Source organism: Ensifer sp. (genome assembly GCF_031989085.1).
Taxonomy (GTDB): Bacteria; Pseudomonadota; Alphaproteobacteria; order Rhizobiales; family Rhizobiaceae; genus Ensifer.
Genome location: NZ_DALZXU010000001.1, coordinates 275922 through 299041, shown reverse-complemented (window position 1 = coordinate 299041; position 23120 = coordinate 275922). Strand labels below are relative to the sequence as shown.

The following is a 23120-nucleotide window of genomic DNA, read 5'->3' as shown; positions in this document are numbered from 1 at the left end:
AGAATGAAAATTCTATATTGACGAAACGCCGGAATTTATGTTTCATACCTGCATCACCCACAGAACGAGAATGGTCGGGGCCGCAAAGGCGTCCGCGGGGAGGAAGCAGTGAGCCAGAACGTTTCGTCACAGGGAGCAAAGCCGCTCGACCTCATCACCATAGGCCGGGCCTCGGTCGACCTTTATGGCCAGCAGATCGGCACCCGGCTGGAGGACGTTTCGAGCTTTGCCAAATCGGTTGGCGGCTGCCCCTGCAACATCTCGGTCGGCACCGCGCGCCTCGGCCTCAAGTCGGCGCTTCTCACCCGCGTCGGCAATGAGCAAATGGGCCGCTTCATCCGCGAGCAGCTGACCCGCGAAGGCGTCGAAACCCGCGGCATCGTCACCGATCCTGAGCGCCTGACGGCGCTTGCCATCCTCGCCGTCGAGAACGACAAGTCCTTCCCGCTGCTGTTCTACCGCGACAATTGCGCCGATAACGCGCTGTGCGAAGACGACGTTTCCGAGGACTTCATCCGCTCGGCAAGGGCGATCCTTGTTTCCGGCACGCACTTCTCCAAGCCCAACACCGATGCGGCGCAGCGCAAGGCGATGCGCCTTGCCAAGGAGAACGGCGCCAAGATCGTCTTCGACATCGACTACCGCCCGAACCTCTGGGGCCTTGCCGGCCACGACGCCGGCGAGAACCGCTACATCGCCTCCGACCGTGTCTCGGCCCACCTCAAGACCGTGCTTGCCGATTGCGACCTGATCGTCGGCACCGAGGAAGAGGTGCTGATCGCATCGGGTGAAAGCGACCTCTTGCAGGCGCTGAAGACGATCCGCTCCCTTTCCACGGCGACGATCGTCCTGAAGCGCGGGCCCATGGGCTGCATCGTCTATGACGGCCCGATTTCCGACGATCTCGAGGACGGCATCATCGGCAAGGGCTTTCCGATCGAGGTCTACAACGTACTCGGCGCCGGCGACGCCTTCATGTCCGGCTTCCTGCGCGGCTGGCTGAGACAAGAACCACATGCGACCTCGGCCACCTGGGCGAATGCCTGCGGCGCCTTTGCCGTCTCCCGCCTGCTCTGCGCGCCGGAGATCCCGACCTGGACCGAGCTGCAATTCTTCCTGGAGAACGGCAGCAAGGAACGGGCGCTGCGCAAGGACGAGGCGATCAACCACGTGCATTGGGCAACCACCCGCCGGCGCGAGATCCCGCTGTTGATGGCGCTGGCGATCGACCATCGCAGCCAGCTCGAAGATGCCGCCGCCGGCAATCCCGAACTGCTCGCCCGCATCCCCGCCTTCAAGGTGCTGGCGGTCAAGGCCGCAGCGCAGGTGGCTGCCGGCCGCTCCGGCTTCGGCATGCTGATCGACGACAAATACGGTCGCGACGCGCTTTATGCCGCCGGCGCCCACCGCGACTTCTGGATCGGCAAGCCGATCGAGCTTCCGGGCTCGCGGCCGCTGCAGTTCGAATTCAGCCAGGATCTCGGCAGCCGCCTGATCGACTGGCCGGTCGATCACTGCATCAAGGTGCTATCCTTCTACCATCCTGATGATCCGGCCGAGATGAAGGCGACGCAGGTTGCCAAACTCCGCTCGGCCTTCGAGGCGGCGCGCAAGGTCGGCCGCGAAATCCTGATCGAGATCATCGCCGGCAAGCACGGCAAGCTCGACGACCAGACCATTCCGCGCGCGCTCAACGAACTCTACGATGCCGGCCTCAAGCCCGACTGGTGGAAGCTCGAGCCGCAGGCCAGCCGGAACGCCTGGGCGGCGATCGATGCGGTCATCGAAAAGCGCGACCCGCTCTGCCGCGGCGTGGTGCTGCTCGGCCTCGAAGCGCCCTACGAGGCGCTGAAGGACGGCTTTGCGGCCGCCCGGACGTCGAAGACGGTCAAGGGTTTTGCGGTCGGTCGCACGATCTTTGCCGATGCCAGCAAGGCCTGGCTCGGCGGCGCCATGACCGACGAACAGGCGATCGCCGACATGGCCGGAAAATTCAAGGCGCTGGTCGATCTCTGGCTGCAGCTGGGTGAAACGAAGGCGGCATAGGATCGGGGCTGGTTTTCACACCGGCCCCCGTCCAGCAAACGATGCGAGTGGGCGAAACGGGATGATTTCGCCACGAGGAGGAAACAGAATATGAGCCAGAAGACCGTGCGCCTGACCATGGCACAGGCCGTGGCGCGGTTCCTGACCCGCCAGATGACCGTCATCGACGGCAACAAGGTGCCGATCTTCGGCGGTGTCTTCGCCATCTTCGGCCACGGCAACGTCGCCGGCGTCGGCGAGGCGCTGCACGGCATCAAGGACGCGCTGCCGACCTACCGCGCCCAGAACGAGCAGGGCATGGCCAATGCCGCGATCGCCTTTGCCAAGGCAAGCTTCCGCCGCCGCTTCATGGCCTGCACCACCTCGATCGGTCCCGGCGCGCTCAACATGGTGACCTCGGCGGCCCTTGCCCACGTCAACCGCCTGCCGGTCCTGTTCCTGCCCGGAGACGTCTTTGCCAATCGCCGGCCCGATCCGGTGCTGCAGCAGGTGGAAGGTTTTGCCGACGGCACGATCTCGGCCAATGATTGCTTCCGTCCGGTTTCGCGCTATTTCGACCGCATCACCCGGCCGGAGCAGATCATCCCGGCGCTGCGCCGTGCCATGCAGGTGCTGACGGATCCGGCCGATTGCGGCCCGGTGACGCTCTCGCTCTGCCAGGACGTGCAGGCTGAAGCCTATGATTATCCGGAAGCCTTCTTCGACGAAAAAGTCTGGTCGTCGCGCCGCATCGAGCCCGATGCCGACGAGCTGGCAGCGGCGATCGCAGCGCTGAAGGCGGCGAAAAGCCCTGTCATCATCGCCGGCGGTGGCGTGCTCTATTCGGAAGCCAGCAAGGCGCTTGCGGCCTTTGCAGAAAAGCACGGCGTTCCCGTCGTCGAGACCCAGGCCGGCAAGTCCTCGCTGCCGCACAGCCATCCACTCAACATGGGCTCGGTCGGCGTCACCGGCACGTCAGCCTCCAACCAGCTGGCGGAGGCGGCCGACGTCGTGCTCGCCGTCGGCTCGCGGCTGCAGGACTTCACCACCGGCTCCTGGGCCCTGTTCAAGAACGAGGGTCTGAAGATCGTCGGCCTCAATGTTCAGCCGTTCGATGCCGCCAAGCATGAGGGGCTGCCGCTGGTGGCCGACGCGCGCGTCGGTCTCGAGCGCATTTCCGCCGGGCTCGGCAACCACAAGGTCGACACCGCCTGGACCGACAAGGCGAAAGCCGGAAAGACCGAGTGGCTGAAGGCCGCCGACAAGGCGACGGCGACCACCAATGCGGCGCTGCCGTCGGATGCACAGGTGATCGGCGCCGTCCAGCGCGCCCGCGGTAGCGCGGACACCGTGCTTGTCTGCGCGGCGGGCGGCCTGCCCGGCGAGCTGCACAAGCTCTGGCAGGCGGAAACGCCTGGGGGTTACCACATGGAATACGGCTTCTCGACCATGGGTTATGAGGTCGCCGGCGGTCTCGGCACCAAGCTCGCCCGACCCGACAGCGACGTCATCGTCATGGTCGGCGACGGCAGCTACATGATGCTGAACTCCGAGATCGCCTCGTCGATCATGCTCGGCGCCAAGATCACCATCGTGTTGCTCGACAATGCCGGCTACGGCTGCATCAACCGGCTGCAGATGGCGACCGGCGGCGCCAACTTCAACAACCTGCTCGCCGATACGCACCATGTCGAACTGCCTCAGATCGATTTCGCCGCCCATGCCGGCGCGATGGGTGCGCTGACGCGCAAGGTCGGCTCTATATCGGAGCTGGAATCGGCTCTGAAGGAAACGGCCGGCGAAGCCCGCACCACCGTCATCGTCATCGACACCGACCCGCTTGTTACCACCGACGCAGGCGGCCACTGGTGGGATGTGGCGGTTCCCGAGGTGTCCGAGCGCGCCGAGGTCAACGCGGCCCGCAAGGGCTACGAGAAGGCTCTCGCGTCGCAACGCTTCGGCTGAGAACAAACAATCAGGCGCCTGCGACCCCATCGCAGGCGCTTTTCCACGTCCATTGTCCGCATGGTTGCGGATGGCATCAGAAAGTGAAGAAACATGATCCGCTACGGAACCAACCCGATCGCCTGGAGCAACGACGACGATCATTCGATCGGCGCGCATCTGACGCTCGAGGATTGCCTCACCGATTGCCAGAAGATCGGCTTCGACGGCATCGAGAAGGGCCACAAGATGCCTTCCGACCCGGAAGCGCTGAAGGCAAAGCTCGCCGCCTACGATCTGGTCTTCGTCTCCGGCTGGCACTCGACCAACCTGCTTACCCATGATGTCGAAGCCGAGAAGAAGGCGATCCAGCCGCATCTCGACTTGCTCAAGTACAACGGCTGCAAGGTGGCGATCGTCTGCGAGACCTCGAACGCTATCCATGGCGACGACACGAAATCGGTGGCCAACGACAAGCCGGTGCTGCCGGCGGACCAGTGGAAAAAATTCGGCGCCGATCTCGAAGCAATCGCTCAGTATTGCGCCGACCAGGGCATCGATCTCGTCTATCACCACCACATGGGCACGATCGTCCAGACAGGCGAGGAAATCGACCTCCTGATGCAGAACACCGGTCCGGCGACCAAGCTGCTGCTCGACACCGGCCATGCGTGGTTCGGCGGGTCCGACCCGGCCGAGGTCGCGAAGAAGTACATGCACCGCGTCCGCCACATCCATTGCAAGAACGTGCGCACGGCAGTGCGCAAGGTCGTCGAAGGCGAAGGGCTTTCGTTCCTTGAAGGCGTGCGCCGCGGTGTCTTCACCGTTCCCGGCGACAGCGAAGGCGGCGTCGATTTCGCTCCCGTGCTGAAAATCGCCGCCGAGCACAATTACGATGGCTGGCTGGTGATCGAGGCCGAACAGGACTCGGCCGTGCGCAACCCCTTCGAGTATCAGTCGCTGGGGCTGAAGTCGCTGAAGGCGTTTGCCAAGGAAGCGGGCTTGGACCGGGCGTAACCGCCGCTCCTCCGGCTGCAAGCTTTGCAGGGATCGCCCCTCATCCGGCTGCCGCCACCTTCTCCCCGCTCGCGGGAGAAGGCATATGCCGCTAATTCTCGGGTCACTCGCGACCTGGGTAGAGAGCATGCGGCAAATTCGACAATCCCCTCTCCCCGCCTGCGGGGAGAGGGCTAGGGTGAGGGGCAGGCCGCGAGCGCGACCGCCAAGGAAAAAGTCAGGAGACCGTCCCATGTCCAAGCTGCTCGTCAAACCGAAGGCCAAGTCGGGCCTGATGCAGAACGTCACCCCGGAAAGTGCCGGCTGGACCTATGTCGGCTTTGCGCTCAACCGGTTGAAGCCGGGCGAGATGGCAGGGGCCGAGGCCGGCGAAAAGGAGATCTGCCTTGTGCTGGTATCCGGCAAGGCTAAGGTTTCGGTCGACAGCGAGGATTTCGGCGAGCTTGGCGAACGCATGACGCCGTTCGAAGGACAGCCCTATGCCGTCTACGTGCCGACGGGCAGCCGCTGGCAGGTCGAGGCCACGACCGATCTCGATCTTGCGATCTGCTCGGCGCCCGGCGGCGAGGGTTTCAAGGCCAAGGTGATCAGACCGGGCACGCACCCGCAGATGACCCGCGGCAAGGGCACCAACACCCGCTACGTCACCAACATCATGCCCGAGGATGACAGCTCCGCCCAGTCGCTGCTGGTCGTCGAGGTGATCACGCCGGGCGGGCACACCTCGTCCTACCCGCCGCACAAGCATGACCAGGACGACCTGCCGGCCGAAAGCTATCTGGAAGAGACCTATTATCATCGCCTGAACCCGCCGCAGGGCTTTGCCATGCAGCGCGTCTACACCGACGACCGTTCGCTCGACGAAACCATGGCGGTGGAAGACGGCGACGTGACGCTGGTCCCGAGGGGATACCACCCGGTCGCCGCCGTGCACGGCTACGACGTCTACTACCTGAACGTCATGGCGGGGCCGAAGCGGGTTTGGAAATTCCACAACGCCCGGGAACACGAGTGGCTGTTTACCGGCGTCTAGCCGGAACGCGTCGGTGCCCAGGCGCGATGGACGGGCGCGCGCCTGCGCTCTAGATTACCGCCTTTCAGGGAGGCGGTGCCATGCGGATCGACGGACAATGCCATTGCGGTTTCGTGACCTATGAGGCCGAGATCGATCCGGACGACGTGGCGATCTGCCATTGCACCGATTGCCAGCAACTGACCGGATCGGCCTACCGGGTGACGGCGGGCACGGCGCGCGAAAATTTCCATCTGACCGGCGGCGAGCCCAAGCTTTACGTCAAGACGGCGCAGAACGGCCGCAAGCGCCTTCAGTTCTTCTGCCCGAACTGCGGCTCTCCGGTTTACACCACCGGCACGGACGCCGATGCCGAAGAGGTCGGCATTCGCCTCGGCACCATCAACCAGCGCCGCGCGCTGGCGCCGAAGGCGCAGATCTGGCGCTCGTCCGCCCTGCCCTGGATCCACGACATCGAGACGTTGCCTGGGCACGACCGGGACTGAACCCTGTCAGCCGGTCGCCGATATCCTGGCTTTGAGATGCGCCCAGGCGCGACCGATGACCTCCGGCGCCGGGGTCGACGTCATCTGTGACGGGCGGCTTTCCGGGTTGACCGCGAGGTAGGCCTTGACGAGGTGATAGCCGATCGAGTAGCCGGCCCAGCGTGGCAGCGGATTGCCTTGGCCGCTCCAGCCGAAAAACCAGGCGCTGTGATTGTAGCCGTCGGCCCAGAGCTCCAGTTCCGCCCGCTCCACCACCGCCAGCCATTGCTCGCCGGTGATGGCATGGTTCCACGGATTGCCGTCGCCGCCATTGATCTCCGCGTCGAAGGCGTCGGCCAGGCCCTCGGTGACGAGAACTTCTCCCAGCCTGAAACCGTAACCGCATGTCGCGTGGCGGAAGGAATGGTGTAGTTCGTGCGTGAGCGTCTTGCGCAGTTCGCCGGCTGCAAGGCTCGCTTCGAAATTGGGATTGTCCGGATCGAGGGTCACCGTTACCAGGCCGCGGCGGTAGCAGGAGCCGGACATTCCGAGCTCCGGGATCGTCTCGCCCGGCCGGCACTCCACCAGGACATCGACCGGCGCCGCCCTGTCGGATGCCGAAACGCTGCCGCCGACGCGCTCCGCCGTCGACCTGATGTCGGCGGCGATCCGCTCGCGCCAGGGTGCAAGGGATCCGTCGGCTTCGAGGAAGTGAAGGCGCAGGTCCAGCATTCGGCAATACTCCGGTCGTCATCGTCTTTCGACGCCGGACCTTAAGCATGCGGCCGGCGATTGCAACGCCGGAGAGGAGAAAGCGCCGCCCCATGCGTGCGCCCTTTGTCGCACAGTGGTGTGGCAGACTGTTAAAGGTCTGCCCCCATGGCCGGAACGCCGCCGTCATTGTATGACAGAGGAGAAACAGACGACAGGCAGGGTTATGGCGAAGGGCCGGTTCACGATTTTTCCCAGCCGCAATTGACGGCGTCGAGGCGGTCGAGGCCGCATCGGGGCACAGTTTTGACCGCCACACGCACGAGCAGTTCGGCATCGGACTGATCCACCAGGGCGCCCAGAAGTCGCTGAGCGGTCGCGGCATGGTCGAAGCGGGTGCGGGCGACATGATCACGGTCAATCCCGGCGAGGTCCATGACGGCATGCCGATCGGCGATGCCGGTCGGTCCTGGCGCATGCTCTATTTCGACCCGATCGTGATTGCAGACGCCATGGAGGACATCAGCCAGAGCAGGACGCGGGCCGCCGAATTCACGGCCCCCGTCTTTCATGACGCGCGCACATCGAGACATTTCCAGGCACTCTTCGGCGTGGTGACGACGACCAAGGATTGCGACCGGACGGAAATGCTCGGCGAGGAATGCCTGCTTTCGCTGCTGGCCGATGCAATGCGCACGAATGACGGGCAAGGACAGGCCGAGCCCGTGCCGGCGGCGATCGCCCGGGCGCAAAGCCTGATCGACGACGATCCGGCCGCCGCCATCGCCCTCGCCGACCTTGCCGAAGTGGCAGACCTCAGCCGGTTTCAGGTGGTGCGCGGGTTCGCCAAGAGCTTCGGGCTGACGCCGCATGCCTATATCGTCCAGCGCCGCATCGACATGGTGCGGCGTTTGATCGCCCGCGGCATGCCGCTGGCCGAGGCGGCCGCCGAAGGCGGTTTTGCCGACCAGAGCCACATGACGCGGATCTTCGCGCGCAAATACGGCCTCTCGCCCGGCGCCTATGCGCAATCCTTCCAGTGACCTGATAACCTGCCGCCTGCAATTCCGTTCAAGACCTGTAGACCCGAATGAGATCACTTGCGCGCCAACGCAGGAGTGGCCGCATGACGGAACGATTTCAGGGATACCTCTATCTGGCACTGGCGATGGTCATGGTCGGCAGCACCGTGATCGCCAGCAAGCTGATCGCCGCCGGCCTGCCGCCATTCATCGCGACGGCCTTGCGCTTCGCCGTCGCCTTCCCGCTGTTCCTCGCGCTGATGCGACTGACGCGAACGGCTTGGCCTCGGCTCGAGCGGCGCGCGTGGCTGATCCTGATCCTGCAGGCAGGCGCCGGCAGCGTCGGCTACACCACGCTGCTGATTGCCGGATTGCGCTACAGTTCGGCGACCGATGCCGGCGTCGTCATCGGCACGCTTCCTGTGGTCTCGGCCGGCATCGCCATCCTTTTGCTCGGCGAGCGGCCCAGCCGCTCGACCCTGATCGCCATCGGGCTGGCGGCGGCCGGCGTTCTGACCATCGTGCTGCGGCCCGACGACGGTGCTGAGCATTCGACCCTCGGCATAACGCTCGTCTTCGCAGCGGTGTTTTGCGAAGGGCTGTTCATCCTGATCAACAAGCGCATCCGCACACCGATAGCACCGCTGGCGCTCTCGACGATCATGGCCGGGATGGGCGTTGGCGTCGCCTTCGTGCCCGCTCTCTTCGAAGCCTCTTCGATGCAGGACGTCACGGTGCAGTCGCTGGCAGCCGTGCTCTACTACGCGCTGGTCCCGACCGTTGCCGGTTTCATCCTCTGGTATGCCGGTTCCGCCAAGGTCAGCGGAACGGAAGCCTCGGTCTTCACAGCACTTGCACCGGTTTCAGCGGTACTATTCGCATTCGTTCTTCTCGGCGAACCCGTGAGCGTCAACCAGCTCGCCGGCATCGGCTGCGTGCTTGTCGCCGTCCTCAGTCTTGCCGTGCCGCATTTGCGGCTGAAGGCTGCCGGCCAGACGCGGAGCTGACGCCTTCATCTTCCTCCATCAACTTCGAGGCATTCCATGCATTTCCAGCATTCAGACAGCATCTGGCGCGATTTTCCCGAGCTTGCGGCCGGCGCGCTCCACGTCGAGGGCGTACGCAGCAACGTTTCCGTCGCCGACGCCGTCGCCCGGTTTCAGGCCATCGCCAGCACCGCCCTTGCAACGCACCCCGAAGGCGAACTCGTCGAAATCCAGGCTTGGCGCCGGACCTTCGGCAGGATGGGACTGAAGCCGACGCAGTATCGCTGCGCTTCGGAAGCGCTGTTGCGCCGGTTCCGCAAGGAAGGCGACCTTCCCTCGATCCATCCGCTGATCGACCTCTGCAACGCGGTGTCGCTCGCCTTTGCCATCCCCATTGCCGTCTTCGACCTTTCCCGCGTCTCTGGTGATCTCGAAGTGACCCGCGCCAGAGGGGATGAGTTGTACGAAACCTTCTCCGGCGAAACCGAACATCCTGAACCGGGCGAAGTGATCTTTCGCGACGCCAAAGGCCGCGCCCATGCGCGCCGATGGACCAATCGGCAAAGCGGCCACTCGGCGATCCGCCCCCAGACCACGTCGGCCCTCGTCGTCGCCGAGGCGCTGCACGAAACCGCAACGGCCGACATTGCCGAACTCATGGCTGCATTGGAGCAAGCCATCGGCTCTGCCTTTGATATCCGGCCGACTTCGGCGCTGCTGAGCCCGACATCACCGCGTTTTGCCATCGTCGCCGACGCGAAAGCGTCCCATGCCGAAAGACTTTGACGTCAGGGCAAGCCGACATCCGGTTGCGCTGCTTCCGGCCGGCCTGTTTCCTCCGGCCATAAATCGGCTCCGGTTTCAGTTCATGGGGGACTTGTAGCAAGACACGGCTCATCGATGAGGGATGGCATGCAATCAAAATTCGGCCTGGCGCGACGGATGCTGTTCGACAATGGCGGGCTTGAAGAGATCTTTCGCCATGTGCGCAATCTGGTCATGGCAACGCTGGTGATCGCCGCCGGCATGCATGCGGTCGAGAACGGCCGAAGCCTCCACATCAAGGGGCTGCCAAACACGGCCCTGGCCGGCTACATCGTGTCGGCCATCGGCATCGGGCTGTTTCTGCTCAATCTGTTTGACGGTCTATACCGGCTGTCGAAGGTTCGCCGGCACCTGGTGCTTCAGATCCTGCTTCTGGCGATCTACGCTTTCGTGACGCTCAGGATCACGCAGCTGGTCCTGGCGCTGCGCATGTCGACGCTCTGAGGAGCCAGGAGCCAGCCGACGGGTCCCCCCGGCTGGCATCGCGCCTGATCACGCCGCCTTATCACGCCGCCTTGGCGACGTGATATTCCTTGATCGCGACCATCTTGATCGCCGGATAACGCTCGGCTTCGTAGCGCAGCGAGAAGCTGTCCTGCGCCAGGAACACCGGATCGCCGTCGAGGTCGCGGGCGATATCGCCGCGACGGGCGGTGACGAACTTGTCGAGTTCGGCGGGCTGGTCGGACGAAATCCAGCGGCAGACGGAGAAGCGCGACATTTCGAAGGAGACCGGCAGGCCGTATTCACCCTGCAGGCGTTCCTTCAGAACGTCGAGCTGCAGCGCGCCGACGACACCGACGATCGCCGGCGAGCCGTCTTCCGGCGAGAACAACTGCACGACGCCCTCTTCGGCCATCTGCTGCAGCGCTTCCTTGAGCTTCTTCGCCTTCATCGCATCTTCCAGCCGCACGCGGCGCAGGATTTCCGGCGAGAAGTTCGGCACGCCCTGGAAGACGAGATGCTCGCCCTCGGTCAGCGTGTCGCCGATGCGCAGGGTGCCGTGGTTCGGGATGCCGACGACATCGCCGGCATAGGCAGTGTCCGCCAGCTGGCGCTGGGAGGCAAAGAAGAATTGCGGGGCGCTCAGGCCCAGCTGCTTGCCGGTGCGCGCAAGCCGCGCCTTCATGCCACGCTCGAGCTTGCCTGAGCAGACGCGGGCAAAGGCGATGCGGTCGCGGTGGTTCGGGTCCATGTTCGCCTGGATCTTGAAGACGAAGGCCGTCATCTTGTCGTCGGTCGCGTGCACAGTGCGCGTATCGGCGACCTGGTCGCGCGGCGGCGGGGCGATCTCGCCGAGCGCGTTGATGAGGTCGCGCACACCGTAGTTGCGCAGCGCCGAGCCGAAGAACACCGGCGTCAGGTGGCCTTCGAGAAACGCCTTCTTGTCGAACGGCTTGCAGGCCTCGATCGCCAGCGACGTCTCCTCGATGAAGGCATCGCGCTCGTTTTCCGGCAGGCGGTGCGCGGCCATCTCGGGGCCATTGACCTTCGTCAGCACTTCCTGCGTGTCGGAACCACGCACGGTGTTGTCGGCCAGGTGATAGGAGCCGCAGAAGGTCTTGGAGCGACCGATCGGCCAGGTGACCGGCGCGCAGTCGAGTGCCAGCTTTTCTTCGACCTCGTCGAGGATCTCGAAGGGATCGCGGCTCTCGCGGTCCATCTTGTTGATGAAGGTGATGATCGGAATGTCGCGCATGCGGCAGACTTCGAACAGCTTCAGCGTGCGCGGCTCGATACCCTTGGCGGCATCGATGACCATGACCGCGGCATCGACCGCCGTCAGCGTGCGATAGGTGTCGTCGGCGAAGTCTTCGTGACCGGGCGTGTCGAGAATGTTGAAGACGTTGCCGCCATATTCGAAGGTCATCACCGAGGTGACGACCGAGATGCCGCGCTCGCGCTCGATCTTCATCCAGTCCGAACGGGTCTGGATGCGATCCTTCTTCGCCTTGACTTCGCCGGCGAGCTGGATCGCGCCGCCGAACAGCAGCAGCTTTTCGGTGAGCGTGGTCTTACCCGCGTCCGGGTGGGCGATGATCGCAAATGTGCGGCGGCGGGATACCGCCTCGGCGAGACTTTCGGCCATATCTTAGAATCCTGTGAGTTGCCGCGTCTTTACAGGCTCGGCCCTCATTATGCAATTGACCGACATTGCCAGCGCCCGGCTTATGATGTGATGACCATGCACACATCCCAGACCAAACCCGCCTTGACCCTCATCCGCCTGCCGCATGCCGAGGCATTGGACCTGCCGGCCTACGAGACCGAGGGTGCCGCCGGCATGGACCTGCGCGCCGCCGTTGCCGCAGGCGAGCCGATGACGCTTGCACCGGGACAGCGGGCGCTGGTGCCGACCGGCTTCATTTTCGAGATCCCCGCCGGCTACGAAGCGCAGATCCGTCCGCGTTCGGGCCTTGCCTTCAAGAACGGCATCACCTGCCTCAACACCCCGGGCACGATCGACAGCGACTACCGCGGCGAAGTCAAGGTGCTGCTGGTCAATCTCGGCGACGCGGATTTCGTCATCGAGCGCGGCATGCGCATCGCGCAGATGGTGATCGCCCCGGTGACCCAGGTAAGCGTGCGCGAGGCCGACAACGCCAGCGAAACGACACGCGGCGCCGGCGGCTTCGGCTCCACCGGCGTCTGAGACGCACGTCCAGGAACAGCCTGAAACGGTTTTTCGTCAACCAAGCGGGGGCAAACGCCGTTTGACCGGCGTCGACTTGACGATCGACGTGTTGGTCTGGGCCTTCTCGGCGATGCGGTCGAGCAGCGTATCGAGCTCCGCCATGTCCCGCACGAACAGCCTGGCGATAAAGCAGTCGTCGCCGGTGACCTTGTCGCATTCGACGATCTGCGGCGTTGCCTGGATCAGCTTCTCGACGATATGCAGCATGCCCGGCATTGGCCGGACGCGAATGATCGCCTGCAGCGGATAACCGAGGTTCACCGGGTTGAGGGCGATGGTGAAACCGTCGAGCACGCCGCGCTCTTCCAGCTTGCGCAAGCGCTCGGAGGCACTGGGCGAAGATAGCCCCGCCTCCTGCGCCAACTCCTTCAGCGACACGCGTGCGTTTGCCGCCAGGATATCCAGAATGCGGCGATCGAGTTCATCGAGCATCAGCAACCTCGTAAGCCAAAAGATCGAAACCATCTTCTTCGATTAGGTAAAATAGCCCAGATGCCTGCGATCATCCATATAAACCGCCATCGATGCCAATTAAACTTGGCGCATCAATCGAGGAGTGATCGCCATGGGCGCAGACATTAAAAGAGGCAGCGCCGAAATGACGGCGGCGATGCTGATATCGGGTACGATCGGCTGGTTCGTGCTGATGTCGGGCCAGCCGGTGACGAGCGTCGTCTTCTGGCGCTGCGTCTTCGGCGCGGTGACGCTGGTGGCGATCGCCGCCGCGCTCGGCCTTCTCGATCGGCGCCATTTCACCCGGCGGGTCGTCATGTTCTCGGTCGCCGGCGGCATCGCCATCGTCGTCAACTGGCTGTTGCTGTTTGCCGCCTATTCGCACGCCTCGATCTCAATCGCCACGATGGTCTACAACACCCAGCCGTTCATGCTGCTCGGGCTCGGCGCCCTGTTCCTCGGCGAGAAAATCACTGCCACCAAGATCTTCTGGCTGTCGATCTCCTTTGCCGGCATGCTGGCGATCATTTCGGCCAAGCCCGGCGGCAATTTCGCGCCGCAGGATTACCTCGTCGGTATCGCGCTCTCGGTGGGGGCCGCCTTCTTCTACGCGATCGCGGCACTTTTGACGAAGCTGCTCAAGGGAACGCCGCCACACCTGATCGCACTGATCCAGGTGGTGACCGGCACGCTGATGCTGGCGCCGATGGCCCTTGGCGCTCCCATGCCTTCGGGTACAGGACAATGGTCGATCCTGATTGCGGTCGGCGTCATCCATACCGGCATCATGTATGTGCTGCTCTATGGCGCCATCCAGCGGCTGCCGACGCATATGGCGGGGGCCCTGTCGTTCATCTATCCGATCGCCGCCATCGTCGTCGATCGCATAGCCTTCGGCCATGCGCTGCAGCCGATCCAGATCGTCGGATCGATCGCCATTCTCCTGGCTGCAGCCGGTATGAATCTCGGCTGGAAACTTCGCCTGCCCTCGCCTATCAAGCGCAGAGGCGAAGGGAGAACCGCATGATCACCTGTTACCTGAAATACGTTATCGACCCCTACAAGCTGGCCGAGTTCGAACACTACGCCAAGCTCTGGATCCCGCTGGTCAACCGCCTGGGCGGCACCCATCACGGCTATTTCATGCCGCATGAGGGCGCCAACAACATCGCGCTGGCGCTGTTCACCTTTCCGAGCCTGGCCGAGTACGAGATCTACCGCGAGAAAATGGCGAGAGATCCGGAGTGCCTGGAGGCCTTCGCCTTCGCGGAAAAGACGCGCTGCATCGTCAGCTACGAACGCAGCTTCATGCGGCCGGTGTTCGACTAGAAGGTCCTGTCCCCGAAGCGCGCGCTATCGACGCGCTTCGGCGGCCATGTTGACGGCGAAGCCGAACAGTGCCGTGCCCATGGCCCAGCGCTGTACCAACATCAGCAGGGGACGTCCGGCGAGGAACCCGGCGATCGAGCTTGCGCCAAGCGCAATCATCGCATTGACCGTGATGCTGATGGCGATCTGGATCGAGCCCAGGATCATCGACTGCGACAGCACATCTCCGGCCTCGGGACGGATAAACTGAGGCAACAGCGAGAGATAGAGCACCGCGACCTTCGGGTTCAAAAGGTTCGTCAGAAAACCCATCAGGAACAGCTTGCGCGGCCCGTCCTTCGGTAGGCTCTTGACCTGGAAAGGCGAGCGCCCGCCGGGCCGGACCGCCTGCCAGGCGAGGTAGACGAGATAGGCCACGCCCGCCAGGCGCAAGGCGTCATAGGCGAAAGGCACCGCAATGAGCAAAGCGGTGATGCCGAGCGCCGCCGAGACCATGTACACCACGAAACCGAGTGCGACTCCACCAAGTGAGATCAAGCCCGCCACCGGTCCCTGGCTGATCGAACGGGAGATCAGGTAGATCATGTTCGGCCCCGGCGTCAGCACCATGCCGAGCGCGATCAGAGCAAAGGCGATAAGGTTCTGGAGCTCAGGCATGAGAGGCGCCTCTTTTGCGTGTCCGGTAAAGCTGTACGCTTCTTCAAAAGCCTTGCAATGGCGAAATTGTCATCCGTGCAATTTAACCGCGAGTTTGGCGGCCGAGACGATCCGGATTTTCCTTTTCGACACTTTGCGCTAAGAACGGTGTCGGAGGAACGATCATGACGCTTGCAGCCCTTCTCGCCTATAGCGGCGCCCTGTTCATCGCAGCCATCATCCCCGGCCCAGGCGTGACGGCGCTGGTGGCGCGGGCGCTGGGCTCGGGATTTCGCGAGACCTTCTTCATGGGGCTAGGCCTGATCGTCGGCGACATGGTCTATCTGACCGCCGTCGTGCTCGGGCTGACGCTGATTGCCCAGACCTTCACCACCGTCTTCCTGTTCGTCAAGTTCGCCGGCGTGCTTTATCTCGGCTATATCGCCTGGAAGCTCTGGACTTCCGGCCTGTTGCCGCAGGATATCAAGGCGCAAACCTCGAAAAGCGTCTCGATGTCGTTCCTCTCCGGGCTGCTCGTCACCCTGGGCAATCCTAAGACCATGCTGTTTTACGTGGCGCTGGTGCCGACGCTGGTCGACATCGCTGCCATCGGACCGAGCGAGTACGGCCTGCTGCTGATCGCGACCTTCCTGGTGCTCCTGACCGTGCTTCTGCCCTATATCATGCTCGCCGCGCGTGCCCGCACCCTGCTCAAGCAGCCGAAGGCGTTGCAGGCGCTCAACCGCGTCGCCGCAGGGGTGCTCGCCGGCACCGCCGCCTATATCGCGACCCGCGCCGCCTGAAATAACATTCCCCGGCGGCGACTTAAGTCGCTGTTTTTTCCTCCGGCGGATCGTCGCGTCGCGGTTACCGTTCTGGAATAGAACGGGCATTGACCCTATTGTCACAACCAAACAGGTCAAACCCAAGGGAGAAACCCATGCCTGACACGCGCAAGCCCGGCCGCGGCCGCGTCTATTCCTCGATCACGGAAACGATCGGCGACACGCCGATCGTCCGGCTCGACAAGCTTGCCAGAGAAAAGGGCGTGAAGGCCAACCTGCTCGCCAAGCTCGAATTCTTCAACCCGATCGCCTCGGTCAAGGACCGCATCGGCGTCGCCATGATCGAAAGCCTGGAAGCACAGGGCAAGATCGTGCCCGGGCGCACCACGCTGGTCGAGCCGACCTCGGGCAACACCGGCATCGCGCTCGCCTTCGTCGCCGCCGCCAAGGGCTACAAGCTGATCCTGACCATGCCGGAGACAATGTCGGTCGAGCGTCGCAAGATGCTGGCGCTGCTCGGTGCCGAACTGGTGCTGACCGAGGGCGCCAAGGGCATGAAGGGCGCGATCGCCAAGGCACAGGAACTGGTCGAGACCCTGCCCGACGCGATCATCCCGCAGCAGTTCGAAAACCCGGCCAATCCGGAGATCCACCGCAGGACAACGGCCGAGGAGATCTGGAACGACACCGACGGTGCGGTGGACATCTTCGTCTCGGGCATCGGCACGGGCGGCACCATCACCGGCGCTGGCCAGGTGTTGAAGGCGCGCAAGCCGTCGATCAAGGTGATCGCGGTGGAGCCGGAGGAGTCGCCGGTTCTGTCGGGCGGAAACCCCGGTCCGCACAAGATCCAGGGCATCGGCGCCGGCTTTGCGCCCGCCATCCTCGACACCGGCGTCTATGACGAGGTCGTCACCGTCAACAGCGCCGAAGCCGTCGAGATCGCGCGGCTGGTCGCAAGGCTCGAAGGCGTTCCCGTCGGCATTTCCTCAGGCGCGGCGCTCACCGCCGCCATCGAGATCGGCCAGCGCGAGGAAAACGCCGGCAAGACGATCGTCGTTATCATTCCGTCCTTTGCCGAGCGCTATCTTTCGACGGTTCTCTTCGACGGTCTTGGCGCGTAAGCCTTTGACGATATCGAACGAAAGGGCGCCTGGTCGCCCTTTTTTTCGCTGCCTGAAGCCGAACGGCGGGCAACCGCGTGGAAAGCAAAGGCGCTGGCATGCCTCCCCGCAGTCACAGACCGTGTAACGATCGGCAGGGCATCTCCGATTTAGACGCAAACACCGAAACGCTCGCAGTCTTTGCCTTTCCGCATGTCCTGACGGAGGACCGCGCCGCACGTTTCCGGGCAATGCCTCAAGCCGCCGCCTGCAGGCGCTCGCCGGCAAGCCGGTAGGAAATCGCTTCGGCGAGGTGCAGCCGGCCGACTGTCGCCACCCCCTCGAGATCGGCAAGCGTGCGCGCGACCTTCAACACGCGGTGATAGCCGCGCGCTGAAAACTTCAGCTTCTCGGCCGCATCGCGCAGTAGCTGCAGTCCGGCAGCATCGGGCGCGGCGATGCGCTCGATCATCGCCGTCGAGCAGCGGGCGTTGCTGGTGGCTCCGCGGCTGCCGAGCGCCGCGAACCGATCGATCTGCAGCGCACGGGCGCGGGCGACGCGTTTGGCAACGGCAGCGCTTGCCTCGGCCGCCATAGGCCGGATCAGGTCAGCGGCGCTGACGGCGGGCACGTCGATGCGCAGATCGATCCGGTCCATCAGCGGACCGGAGATGCGCGCCTGATAGTCGCTCATGCAGCGCGGGCCGCGCGCGCATGACCGGCCGGGCTCGCCGGCCATGCCGCACCGGCACGGGTTCATTGCCGCCACCAGCTGGATTGCCGCGGGATAGCTGACCCGGTGATTGGCGCGGGCAATGATGCACTCGGCCGTCTCCAGCGGTTGGCGCAACGCATCGAGCACCTGCGGCGTGAACTCGGGAAACTCGTCGAGAAACAGCACGCCGTTGTGGGCAAGCGACGCCTCACCGGGCCTGGCGCGCAGACCGCCGCCGATCATCGCCGCCATGGTGGCGGAATGGTGCGGCGTGCGGAACGGTCGCCGGTCAGACAGTTTTCCGCCCGGCAATTGCCCGGCAATCGAGTGGATCATCGAGACTTCGAGCAGTTCGGCCGGCGTCAACGGCGGCAGGATCGACGGCAGGCGCGAGGCCAGCATCGACTTGCCCGAACCGGGCGGGCCGATCATCAGGAGATTGTGGTTGCCGGCGGCGGCCACTTCGAGCGCCCGCTTGGCGCTCTCCTGTCCCTTGATATCGGCCAGGTCGGGCAGGTCGACGGCACCGGCACGAATGGCCGGTTCCGGCCGCGAGAGCACCTGCGTGCCGCGGAAATGGTTGGCGATGGCGATCAGGCTGCGGGGTGCGAGAATATCGATCTCGGCGCCGGCCCATGCCGCCTCCGGTCCGCTTTCGGCCGGGCAGATCAACCCCTTGCCCAGCGCATTGGCGCCGATCGCCGCCGGTAGCGCGCCGGCGACGGCTGCGACGGTGCCATCGAGATTGAGCTCGCCGATCACCACATAGCCGGCAAGCGCATCGCCGGGGATGGCGCCGAGTGCGGCCATCAGCCCGAGCGCGATCGCCAGATCGAAATGGCTGCCTTCCTTCGGCAGATCGGCAGGCGCGAGATTGACCGTAACTTTCTTGGCCGGTAGCGCCAGACCTGACGCGTGAAGCGCTGCCTGCACGCGCTCGCGGCTTTCGGCGACGGCCTTGTCGGGCAGGCCGACGATCTGCATGCCGACCCGGCCGGGCGCGACCATTACCTGAACGTCGACCGGAACACCTTCAATTCCCTGGAATGCCACCGTACTGACGCGTGCAACCATGACCGCCTCTTCGACAAGGGCGGCCGCCGCGCCGCCGCAACCCTACCGGTCGCAGCGGAAAATCTTGCACGGAATGCGCACAAAAACAAGAACAATGACAGAACATCTCGCCGATCGCCACCAGCCTCGGATGGCGGCGATTTGCGACGGCAACGCGGTCTTGGGCGGTCGGTATCAGGCGCGCTTGCGCTCGATCGCATCCCACAGCAGGCTCGCGACGTCGGCGCCGCCGAACTTCTTGACTTCGCGGATGCCGGTCGGTGACGTCACGTTGATCTCGGTCATGTAGTCGCCGATGACGTCGATGCCGACGAAGAGGAAGCCGCGCTCCCTCAGCGCCGGGGCGATGCGGGCGCAGATTTCCTTTTCGCGCGCCGTCAGTTCGGTCGGCTCGGGCCGGCCGCCGGCATGCATGTTGGAGCGGGCGTCGTGTTCGGCCGGCACGCGGTTGATGGCGCCGACCGGCTCGCCGTCGACGAGCAGGATGCGCTTGTCGCCCTTGCGCACTGCCGGCAGGTATTCCTGCGCGATGAAGGGTTCGCGGAACATCTGGCCGAACATTTCCAAGAGCGAGGACATGTTGCGGTCGTCGCGAGCCGAGTGGAACACACCGGCGCCGCCATTGCCGTAAAGCGGCTTCAGGATGATGTCGCCCATCTCTTCGCGGAAGCGTGCGATCTCGGCGGCATCGCGGGTGATCAGCGTCTTCGGCATCAGATCGGCGAATTCGGTGACGAAGATCTTTTCCGGCGAGTTGCGCACCCAGGCGGGATCATTGACGACAAGCGTCTTCGGATGCAGGCGCTCAAGCAGATGCGTTGAGGTGATATAAGCCATGTCGAAGGGCGGATCCTGGCGCAGAAGGATCACGTCCATGGTCGAAAGGTCGAGCCGTTCCGGCTCGCCAAGCGTGAAGTGATCACCCTTGACGTCGCGCAGCGTCATCTGCTGTGCGGTCGCGATGACCTTGCCGTCGCGCAAGGAGAGCTTTTCGGGGGTGTAGTGGAAGAGCCGGTAGCCGCGGGTCTGAGCCTCGAGGCTCATCGCGAAGGTGGAATCGCCCGCGATATTGATGCCCGACACATGGTCCATCTGGACCCCGACATTGATGATTTTCGCCATCTTCCCGTCCCCGCTGGATCCCGATGACGCGCAGTCGACGCGTCCGGGATCTTGATCGATTCTAATAGCTTAGAGCGGGGCCCGCGCAAAAGCTCGCACGCGGCTTGCTTCGGCCCGCTCTAAAAGAGCCCGCAACATGTAGAATGCGGACCCGCCTTAGGCAAGGCTACTCGAAGCCCTCGACGAGGCAGGTGATGAGATGATGGTCCGACAGCGGACGGCCCGTCGGATCGAGCGACGAAATGATCCGGCTTTCGCCGATCTTCAAGCCGCGCGACAGGAACCAGTCGAGCTTCATCGCCCGCTCCGGCCAACGCGTGATCAGGCTGGGACGGGTGGTCATTTCCGCAAGCGGCCCGCCATGACGGCTGAAGCCACGCGCCGCACTCATGGCAAACAGCCCTTCGGCCTCGAAATCGCCACCGGCATGATTGCCGGTGTTGAGATCGCCGCCGATCAGGACAGGCAAACCGGGGAATGCCTCATCCAGAGTGTCGATCAATTCCCTGACCTGCCGTTCGCGATAGGGCGCCGTGGTGGCACTTTCGAGATGGGTGGAGACGGCAACAAAGGGGCCAGCTTCGGTCTCGATCACCGCGCCGATGGCGAAGCGTTCGCCGACGCGTGGCTGGTCGCCGCCGTCCATGAACCAGAGCCGCTCGCCCCAGAGGCGCAGTATGAATGGCCGGCCGAGCGGCACCGCGGCCATCAGCGCATTGCCGTGAAAGCCTTTCGCGTTGAAGTCGTCCTTGCAGAATTCGAGCTCCGTGTCGGAGCCGAGGCCAAGCTCGATGAACTCGACACCATAGGCGTACTGCATCCCTAGTGCGGCTGCGACCTCGGCCGTCGGGTGGCGCTGGCCGGTGCGGGCCATGCCATCGTCCATTTCCGACAGCAGTACGACCGGTGCTGCCGTTGCCGCCAGATGAGCAGCACTCTCGGGTGCAAACAGGCAGCGTTCCAGGTTCCAGGCAGCGACGGTGAACGGGAAGGCGAGCGGCGCGCTCGATGATGGGGCGCCACCGATCTCGATGCTGTTCATCTCGGCCAGTGCCGCCATCACGGCGTCATGGGCGGCGATCGAGCGCTCGATGGTGGTGAAACCGGCGCGGGTTTCCTGCGACGGCACGGCAAGCTGGCTGACAGTCTCTTCGATCACAATGCCGGCTCCAGGCTGAGGGAACGTGCGCTTTCGCCACTATTGGTGAATGAGGTGCCGCGCTCCAGTCGCTTGCCGGTTTCCGGCGCGAAGAAATGCAGGCGGTCGGTCGCGATCGTCACGGCAAGATCGCCGGAAAGCGGAATTTCAGGAGACAGCGCCACCGTCAGCGCCTGATCCTCGATGGTCCCATGGACGAGACGTTGTGCGCCAAGTTCCTCGACATAGTCGACCTGGAACAGCATCGCATCCTCGCCGACGCCGGCGATTTTCAGATCCTCGGCGCGCAGGCCGACGGTCACCGGGCCCTCGACCGGGGCGCGATCGCCGAGTTCGATCCTGTAGCTGCCGATAGAAAGGCGAGCGCCTTCGATCTTGCCCTTGATCAGGTTCATGGCGGGCGAGCCGATGAAGCTCGCGACGAAGGTCGAGGCCGGACGGTGGTAGACATCGAGCGGGCGGCCGATCTGCTCGATCCGGCCGCCGTTCAGAACCACGAGGCGGTCGGCAAGCGTCATCGCCTCCAACTGGTCGTGGGTGACATAGAGCGAGGTGGTGCCGAGGCGCTTCTGCAGCCGCTTGATCTCGCCGCGCATGGAGACGCGGAGTTTGGCATCGAGGTTGGACAGCGGCTCGTCGAAGAGGAAGGCTGCCGGCTTGCGCACGATGGCGCGCCCCATGGCGACACGCTGGCGCTGGCCACCGGAAAGCGCGCGCGGCTTGCGGTCGAGATAGGGCTCGATCTCCAGCATGCGCGCGGCTTCGGCGACGCGGGCGTCGATCTCGGCCTTCGGCGTCTTGCGGTTCTTCAGGCCATAGGCAAGGTTCTGGTAGACGGTCATATGCGGATAGAGCGCATAGTTCTGGAACACCATGGCGATGTCGCGCTCGGCCGGGTCGACCTCGTTGATGACGCGCGAGCCGATCTTCACCGTGCCCTTCGAGATGCCCTCAAGCCCTGCGACCATGCGCAGGAGCGTGGACTTGCCGCAGCCGGACGGGCCGACCAGCACGATGAATTCGCCGTCCTCGATATCGATCGAGACGGACTTCACCGCCTCGACGTTGCCGGTATAGATCTTCGAGACCTCGGCTATGGTGATGGCCGCCATGGCTGCCTCCGTTGGTAAAATTGCGTTTGAGCGCGCGGCGAGGACGATCCCGCCGCCGCGCTGTCTACTTGTCGCTTTCCGTCAGGCCCTTGATGAACCAGCGCTGGAAGATCACCACGATCAGCACCGGCGGCAGCATGGCGAGGATCGCCAGCGCAAAGGCCTCGTTGTAATCGGGGATGTTGGAGCCGACCCAGACGAGCAGGATCTGCTTGATGCCGCGCACCAGCGTGAAGAAGCCTTCGTCGGTGGTCATCAGCGTCGGCCAGAGATATTGGTTCCAGCCATAGACGAACATGATGATGAAGATCGCCGCCATCATCGTGCGCGACAGCGGCACCAGCACGTCGATGAAGAACTTGAACGGGCCGGCGCCATCGATGCGGGCTGCCTCCAGCAGCTCGTCCGGCACCGACTTGAAGAACTGACGGAAATAGAAGGTGCCTGTCGCCGACGCCAGCAGCGGCACGATCAGGCCGGTATAGGTGTTGGTCAGCTTCAGCGTGTTCATCACTTCATAGGACGGAAGGATGCGCACTTCGAGCGGCAGGAGCAGCGTCGTGAAGATGATCCAGAAGAAGAAGGTGCCGAGCCGGAAGCGGAAATAGACGATCGCATAGGCGGCCAACATCGACAGGATGATCTTGCCGACCGCGAAGCCGAGGCCCAGGATCATCGAGTTCATCATCATGTTGAGACCGGTGATCTTGCCGGTGAAGCCGCCCTTGCGGGTCAGAACCGTCTCGTAGGTCTCGACGAAATGACCGCCCCAGGAGAGGCTGAGGCCGTTGCGATGAATATCGGCTGCCTCGTGCGTCGAGGTCATGAAGGCGACCACGACAGGCGCCACCATGATGAAGACGCCGAAGAGCAGGATGACGTGGTCGAAAAACTTGGTGCGATACATCGG

The 23120-nt window shown here is 64.0% G+C and carries 23 protein-coding genes; 14 read left to right on the top strand and 9 right to left on the bottom strand.

All coding sequences use genetic code 11. The features are described 5' to 3' along the window. Window positions 1-108: 108 nt before the first annotated feature. The 5 genes from iolC to RTP54_RS01470 all read left to right on the top strand — a co-directional run bounded on the left by iolC (window position 109) and on the right by RTP54_RS01470 (window position 6504). Entirely contained in the window at window positions 109-2046 is a 1938-nt protein-coding gene (gene iolC, locus RTP54_RS01490; RefSeq protein WP_312360359.1) for a bifunctional 5-dehydro-2-deoxygluconokinase/5-dehydro-2-deoxyphosphogluconate aldolase, read from the top strand. Between the two features lie 90 nt (window positions 2047-2136). Continuing rightward, on the top strand, window positions 2137-3990 hold the full coding sequence (gene iolD / locus RTP54_RS01485) for a 3D-(3,5/4)-trihydroxycyclohexane-1,2-dione acylhydrolase (decyclizing) (RefSeq protein WP_312360356.1): 1854 nt from the start codon (window positions 2137-2139) through the stop codon (window positions 3988-3990). A gap of 93 nt (window positions 3991-4083) precedes the next feature. Continuing rightward, window positions 4084-4986 (top strand): myo-inosose-2 dehydratase, encoded by a 903-nt coding sequence (gene iolE / locus RTP54_RS01480; protein WP_312360353.1) that lies wholly within the window; start codon window positions 4084-4086, stop codon window positions 4984-4986. A 232-nt stretch (window positions 4987-5218) separates the two neighbouring features. Continuing rightward, a complete protein-coding gene (gene iolB, locus RTP54_RS01475; protein WP_312360351.1) occupies window positions 5219-6019 on the top strand; it encodes a 5-deoxy-glucuronate isomerase in 801 nt (266 codons plus the stop codon). 80 nt (window positions 6020-6099) lie between these two features. Next, window positions 6100-6504: a GFA family protein gene (locus RTP54_RS01470; protein ID WP_112809147.1), complete on the top strand. Its 405-nt coding sequence runs from the start codon at window positions 6100-6102 to the stop codon at window positions 6502-6504. Window positions 6505-6510: 6 nt separating this feature from the next. Here RTP54_RS01470 and RTP54_RS01465 read toward each other — a convergent pair whose 3' ends face one another. After that, window positions 6511-7215 carry a DUF2268 domain-containing putative Zn-dependent protease gene (locus RTP54_RS01465; RefSeq protein WP_312360348.1) on the bottom strand — a complete coding sequence of 235 codons (705 nt, stop codon included), beginning with the start codon at window positions 7213-7215 and terminating at the stop codon, window positions 6511-6513. A gap of 242 nt (window positions 7216-7457) precedes the next feature. On the opposite strand from RTP54_RS01465, the gene RTP54_RS01460 reads away from it, so the two are divergent. The 4 genes from RTP54_RS01460 to RTP54_RS01445 all read left to right on the top strand — a co-directional run bounded on the left by RTP54_RS01460 (window position 7458) and on the right by RTP54_RS01445 (window position 10471). After that, complete coding sequence (locus tag RTP54_RS01460; RefSeq protein ID WP_312363123.1) at window positions 7458-8237, top strand: AraC family transcriptional regulator; 780 nt, start codon at window positions 7458-7460, stop codon at window positions 8235-8237. An 83-nt stretch (window positions 8238-8320) separates the two neighbouring features. After that, complete coding sequence (locus RTP54_RS01455) at window positions 8321-9223, top strand: DMT family transporter (protein ID WP_112809150.1); 903 nt, start codon at window positions 8321-8323, stop codon at window positions 9221-9223. A 36-nt stretch (window positions 9224-9259) separates the two neighbouring features. Then, the gene (locus tag RTP54_RS01450) at window positions 9260-9988 is read left to right on the top strand and encodes a B3/4 domain-containing protein (protein ID WP_312360347.1); all 729 of its coding nucleotides are present in this window, start codon (window positions 9260-9262) and stop codon (window positions 9986-9988) included. Window positions 9989-10114: 126 nt separating this feature from the next. Beyond that, a complete protein-coding gene (locus RTP54_RS01445) occupies window positions 10115-10471 on the top strand; it encodes a hypothetical protein (protein ID WP_312360346.1) in 357 nt (118 codons plus the stop codon). A 61-nt stretch (window positions 10472-10532) separates the two neighbouring features. Here the strand turns inward: RTP54_RS01445 and RTP54_RS01440 are convergent, their stop codons facing one another. Continuing rightward, window positions 10533-12116, bottom strand: coding sequence for a peptide chain release factor 3 (locus RTP54_RS01440; RefSeq protein WP_112809153.1), 1584 nt, complete (start codon window positions 12114-12116; stop codon window positions 10533-10535). A 90-nt stretch (window positions 12117-12206) separates the two neighbouring features. Here RTP54_RS01440 and dut point away from each other — a divergent pair, with 90 nt between their 5' ends. After that, on the top strand, window positions 12207-12680 hold the full coding sequence (gene dut, locus RTP54_RS01435; protein ID WP_112809154.1) for a dUTP diphosphatase: 474 nt from the start codon (window positions 12207-12209) through the stop codon (window positions 12678-12680). Between the two features lie 36 nt (window positions 12681-12716). On the opposite strand, the gene RTP54_RS01430 is transcribed toward dut, so the two are convergent. After that, complete coding sequence (locus tag RTP54_RS01430) at window positions 12717-13154, bottom strand: Lrp/AsnC family transcriptional regulator (protein ID WP_112816623.1); 438 nt, start codon at window positions 13152-13154, stop codon at window positions 12717-12719. A gap of 133 nt (window positions 13155-13287) precedes the next feature. On the opposite strand from RTP54_RS01430, the gene RTP54_RS01425 reads away from it, so the two are divergent. Next, window positions 13288-14202: a DMT family transporter gene (locus RTP54_RS01425; RefSeq protein WP_312360340.1), complete on the top strand. Its 915-nt coding sequence runs from the start codon at window positions 13288-13290 to the stop codon at window positions 14200-14202. After that, window positions 14199-14504 (top strand): NIPSNAP family protein, encoded by a 306-nt coding sequence (locus RTP54_RS01420; protein ID WP_112809156.1) that lies wholly within the window; start codon window positions 14199-14201, stop codon window positions 14502-14504. The genes RTP54_RS01425 and RTP54_RS01420 overlap by 4 nt, the downstream gene beginning before the upstream one ends. A gap of 24 nt (window positions 14505-14528) precedes the next feature. Here the strand turns inward: RTP54_RS01420 and RTP54_RS01415 are convergent, their stop codons facing one another. Beyond that, window positions 14529-15161, bottom strand: a complete 633-nt coding sequence (locus tag RTP54_RS01415) for a LysE family translocator (protein WP_112816472.1) — start codon at window positions 15159-15161, stop codon at window positions 14529-14531. Window positions 15162-15325: 164 nt separating this feature from the next. On the opposite strand from RTP54_RS01415, the gene RTP54_RS01410 reads away from it, so the two are divergent. Together RTP54_RS01410 and cysK are read left to right on the top strand one after the other, a co-directional pair. Beyond that, window positions 15326-15943: a LysE family translocator gene (locus tag RTP54_RS01410; RefSeq protein ID WP_312360336.1), complete on the top strand. Its 618-nt coding sequence runs from the start codon at window positions 15326-15328 to the stop codon at window positions 15941-15943. Between the two features lie 137 nt (window positions 15944-16080). Next, entirely contained in the window at window positions 16081-17049 is a 969-nt protein-coding gene (cysK, locus tag RTP54_RS01405) for a cysteine synthase A (RefSeq protein WP_112816470.1), read from the top strand. A gap of 235 nt (window positions 17050-17284) precedes the next feature. On the opposite strand, the gene RTP54_RS01400 is transcribed toward cysK, so the two are convergent. The 5 genes from RTP54_RS01400 to ugpE all read right to left on the bottom strand — a co-directional run bounded on the left by RTP54_RS01400 (window position 17285) and on the right by ugpE (window position 23117). Further along, window positions 17285-18817 (bottom strand): YifB family Mg chelatase-like AAA ATPase, encoded by a 1533-nt coding sequence (locus tag RTP54_RS01400; RefSeq protein WP_312360333.1) that lies wholly within the window; start codon window positions 18815-18817, stop codon window positions 17285-17287. A gap of 174 nt (window positions 18818-18991) precedes the next feature. Continuing rightward, the gene (gshB, locus tag RTP54_RS01395) at window positions 18992-19939 is read right to left on the bottom strand and encodes a glutathione synthase (protein WP_112809161.1); all 948 of its coding nucleotides are present in this window, start codon (window positions 19937-19939) and stop codon (window positions 18992-18994) included. Window positions 19940-20105: 166 nt separating this feature from the next. Continuing rightward, window positions 20106-21098, bottom strand: a complete 993-nt coding sequence (locus RTP54_RS01390; RefSeq protein ID WP_312360331.1) for an endonuclease/exonuclease/phosphatase family protein — start codon at window positions 21096-21098, stop codon at window positions 20106-20108. After that, window positions 21095-22210 (bottom strand): sn-glycerol-3-phosphate import ATP-binding protein UgpC, encoded by a 1116-nt coding sequence (locus RTP54_RS01385; protein ID WP_312360330.1) that lies wholly within the window; start codon window positions 22208-22210, stop codon window positions 21095-21097. Before RTP54_RS01385 ends, RTP54_RS01390 begins: the two co-directional genes overlap by 4 nt. A gap of 64 nt (window positions 22211-22274) precedes the next feature. Then, the gene (gene ugpE / locus RTP54_RS01380) at window positions 22275-23117 is read right to left on the bottom strand and encodes a sn-glycerol-3-phosphate ABC transporter permease UgpE (protein ID WP_312360328.1); all 843 of its coding nucleotides are present in this window, start codon (window positions 23115-23117) and stop codon (window positions 22275-22277) included. Window positions 23118-23120 lie beyond the last annotated feature (3 nt).

Bases quoted from the DNA above. Each gene is read 5' to 3' on its own strand.
- ugpE (WP_312360328.1), bottom strand. From the start codon at position 23,117: ATGTATCGCACCAAGTTTTTCGACCACGTCATCCTGCTCTTCGGCGTC.
- iolD (WP_312360356.1), top strand. From the start codon at position 2,137: ATGAGCCAGAAGACCGTGCGCCTGACCATGGCACAGGCCGTGGCGCGG.
- gshB (WP_112809161.1), bottom strand. From the start codon at position 19,939: ATGGCGAAAATCATCAATGTCGGGGTCCAGATGGACCATGTGTCGGGC.
- RTP54_RS01470 (WP_112809147.1), top strand. From the start codon at position 6,100: ATGCGGATCGACGGACAATGCCATTGCGGTTTCGTGACCTATGAGGCC.
- iolE (WP_312360353.1), top strand. From the start codon at position 4,084: ATGATCCGCTACGGAACCAACCCGATCGCCTGGAGCAACGACGACGAT.
- dut (WP_112809154.1), top strand. From the start codon at position 12,207: ATGACCATGCACACATCCCAGACCAAACCCGCCTTGACCCTCATCCGC.
- RTP54_RS01420 (WP_112809156.1), top strand. From the start codon at position 14,199: ATGATCACCTGTTACCTGAAATACGTTATCGACCCCTACAAGCTGGCC.
- RTP54_RS01450 (WP_312360347.1), top strand. From the start codon at position 9,260: ATGCATTTCCAGCATTCAGACAGCATCTGGCGCGATTTTCCCGAGCTT.
- RTP54_RS01440 (WP_112809153.1), bottom strand. From the start codon at position 12,116: ATGGCCGAAAGTCTCGCCGAGGCGGTATCCCGCCGCCGCACATTTGCG.
- RTP54_RS01415 (WP_112816472.1), bottom strand. From the start codon at position 15,161: ATGCCTGAGCTCCAGAACCTTATCGCCTTTGCTCTGATCGCGCTCGGC.
- RTP54_RS01465 (WP_312360348.1), bottom strand. From the start codon at position 7,215: ATGCTGGACCTGCGCCTTCACTTCCTCGAAGCCGACGGATCCCTTGCA.
- RTP54_RS01425 (WP_312360340.1), top strand. From the start codon at position 13,288: ATGGGCGCAGACATTAAAAGAGGCAGCGCCGAAATGACGGCGGCGATG.
- cysK (WP_112816470.1), top strand. From the start codon at position 16,081: ATGCCTGACACGCGCAAGCCCGGCCGCGGCCGCGTCTATTCCTCGATC.
- RTP54_RS01430 (WP_112816623.1), bottom strand. From the start codon at position 13,154: ATGCTCGATGAACTCGATCGCCGCATTCTGGATATCCTGGCGGCAAAC.
- RTP54_RS01410 (WP_312360336.1), top strand. From the start codon at position 15,326: ATGACGCTTGCAGCCCTTCTCGCCTATAGCGGCGCCCTGTTCATCGCA.
- RTP54_RS01385 (WP_312360330.1), bottom strand. From the start codon at position 22,210: ATGGCGGCCATCACCATAGCCGAGGTCTCGAAGATCTATACCGGCAAC.
- RTP54_RS01445 (WP_312360346.1), top strand. From the start codon at position 10,115: ATGCAATCAAAATTCGGCCTGGCGCGACGGATGCTGTTCGACAATGGC.
- iolB (WP_312360351.1), top strand. From the start codon at position 5,219: ATGTCCAAGCTGCTCGTCAAACCGAAGGCCAAGTCGGGCCTGATGCAG.
- RTP54_RS01455 (WP_112809150.1), top strand. From the start codon at position 8,321: ATGACGGAACGATTTCAGGGATACCTCTATCTGGCACTGGCGATGGTC.
- RTP54_RS01400 (WP_312360333.1), bottom strand. From the start codon at position 18,817: ATGGTTGCACGCGTCAGTACGGTGGCATTCCAGGGAATTGAAGGTGTT.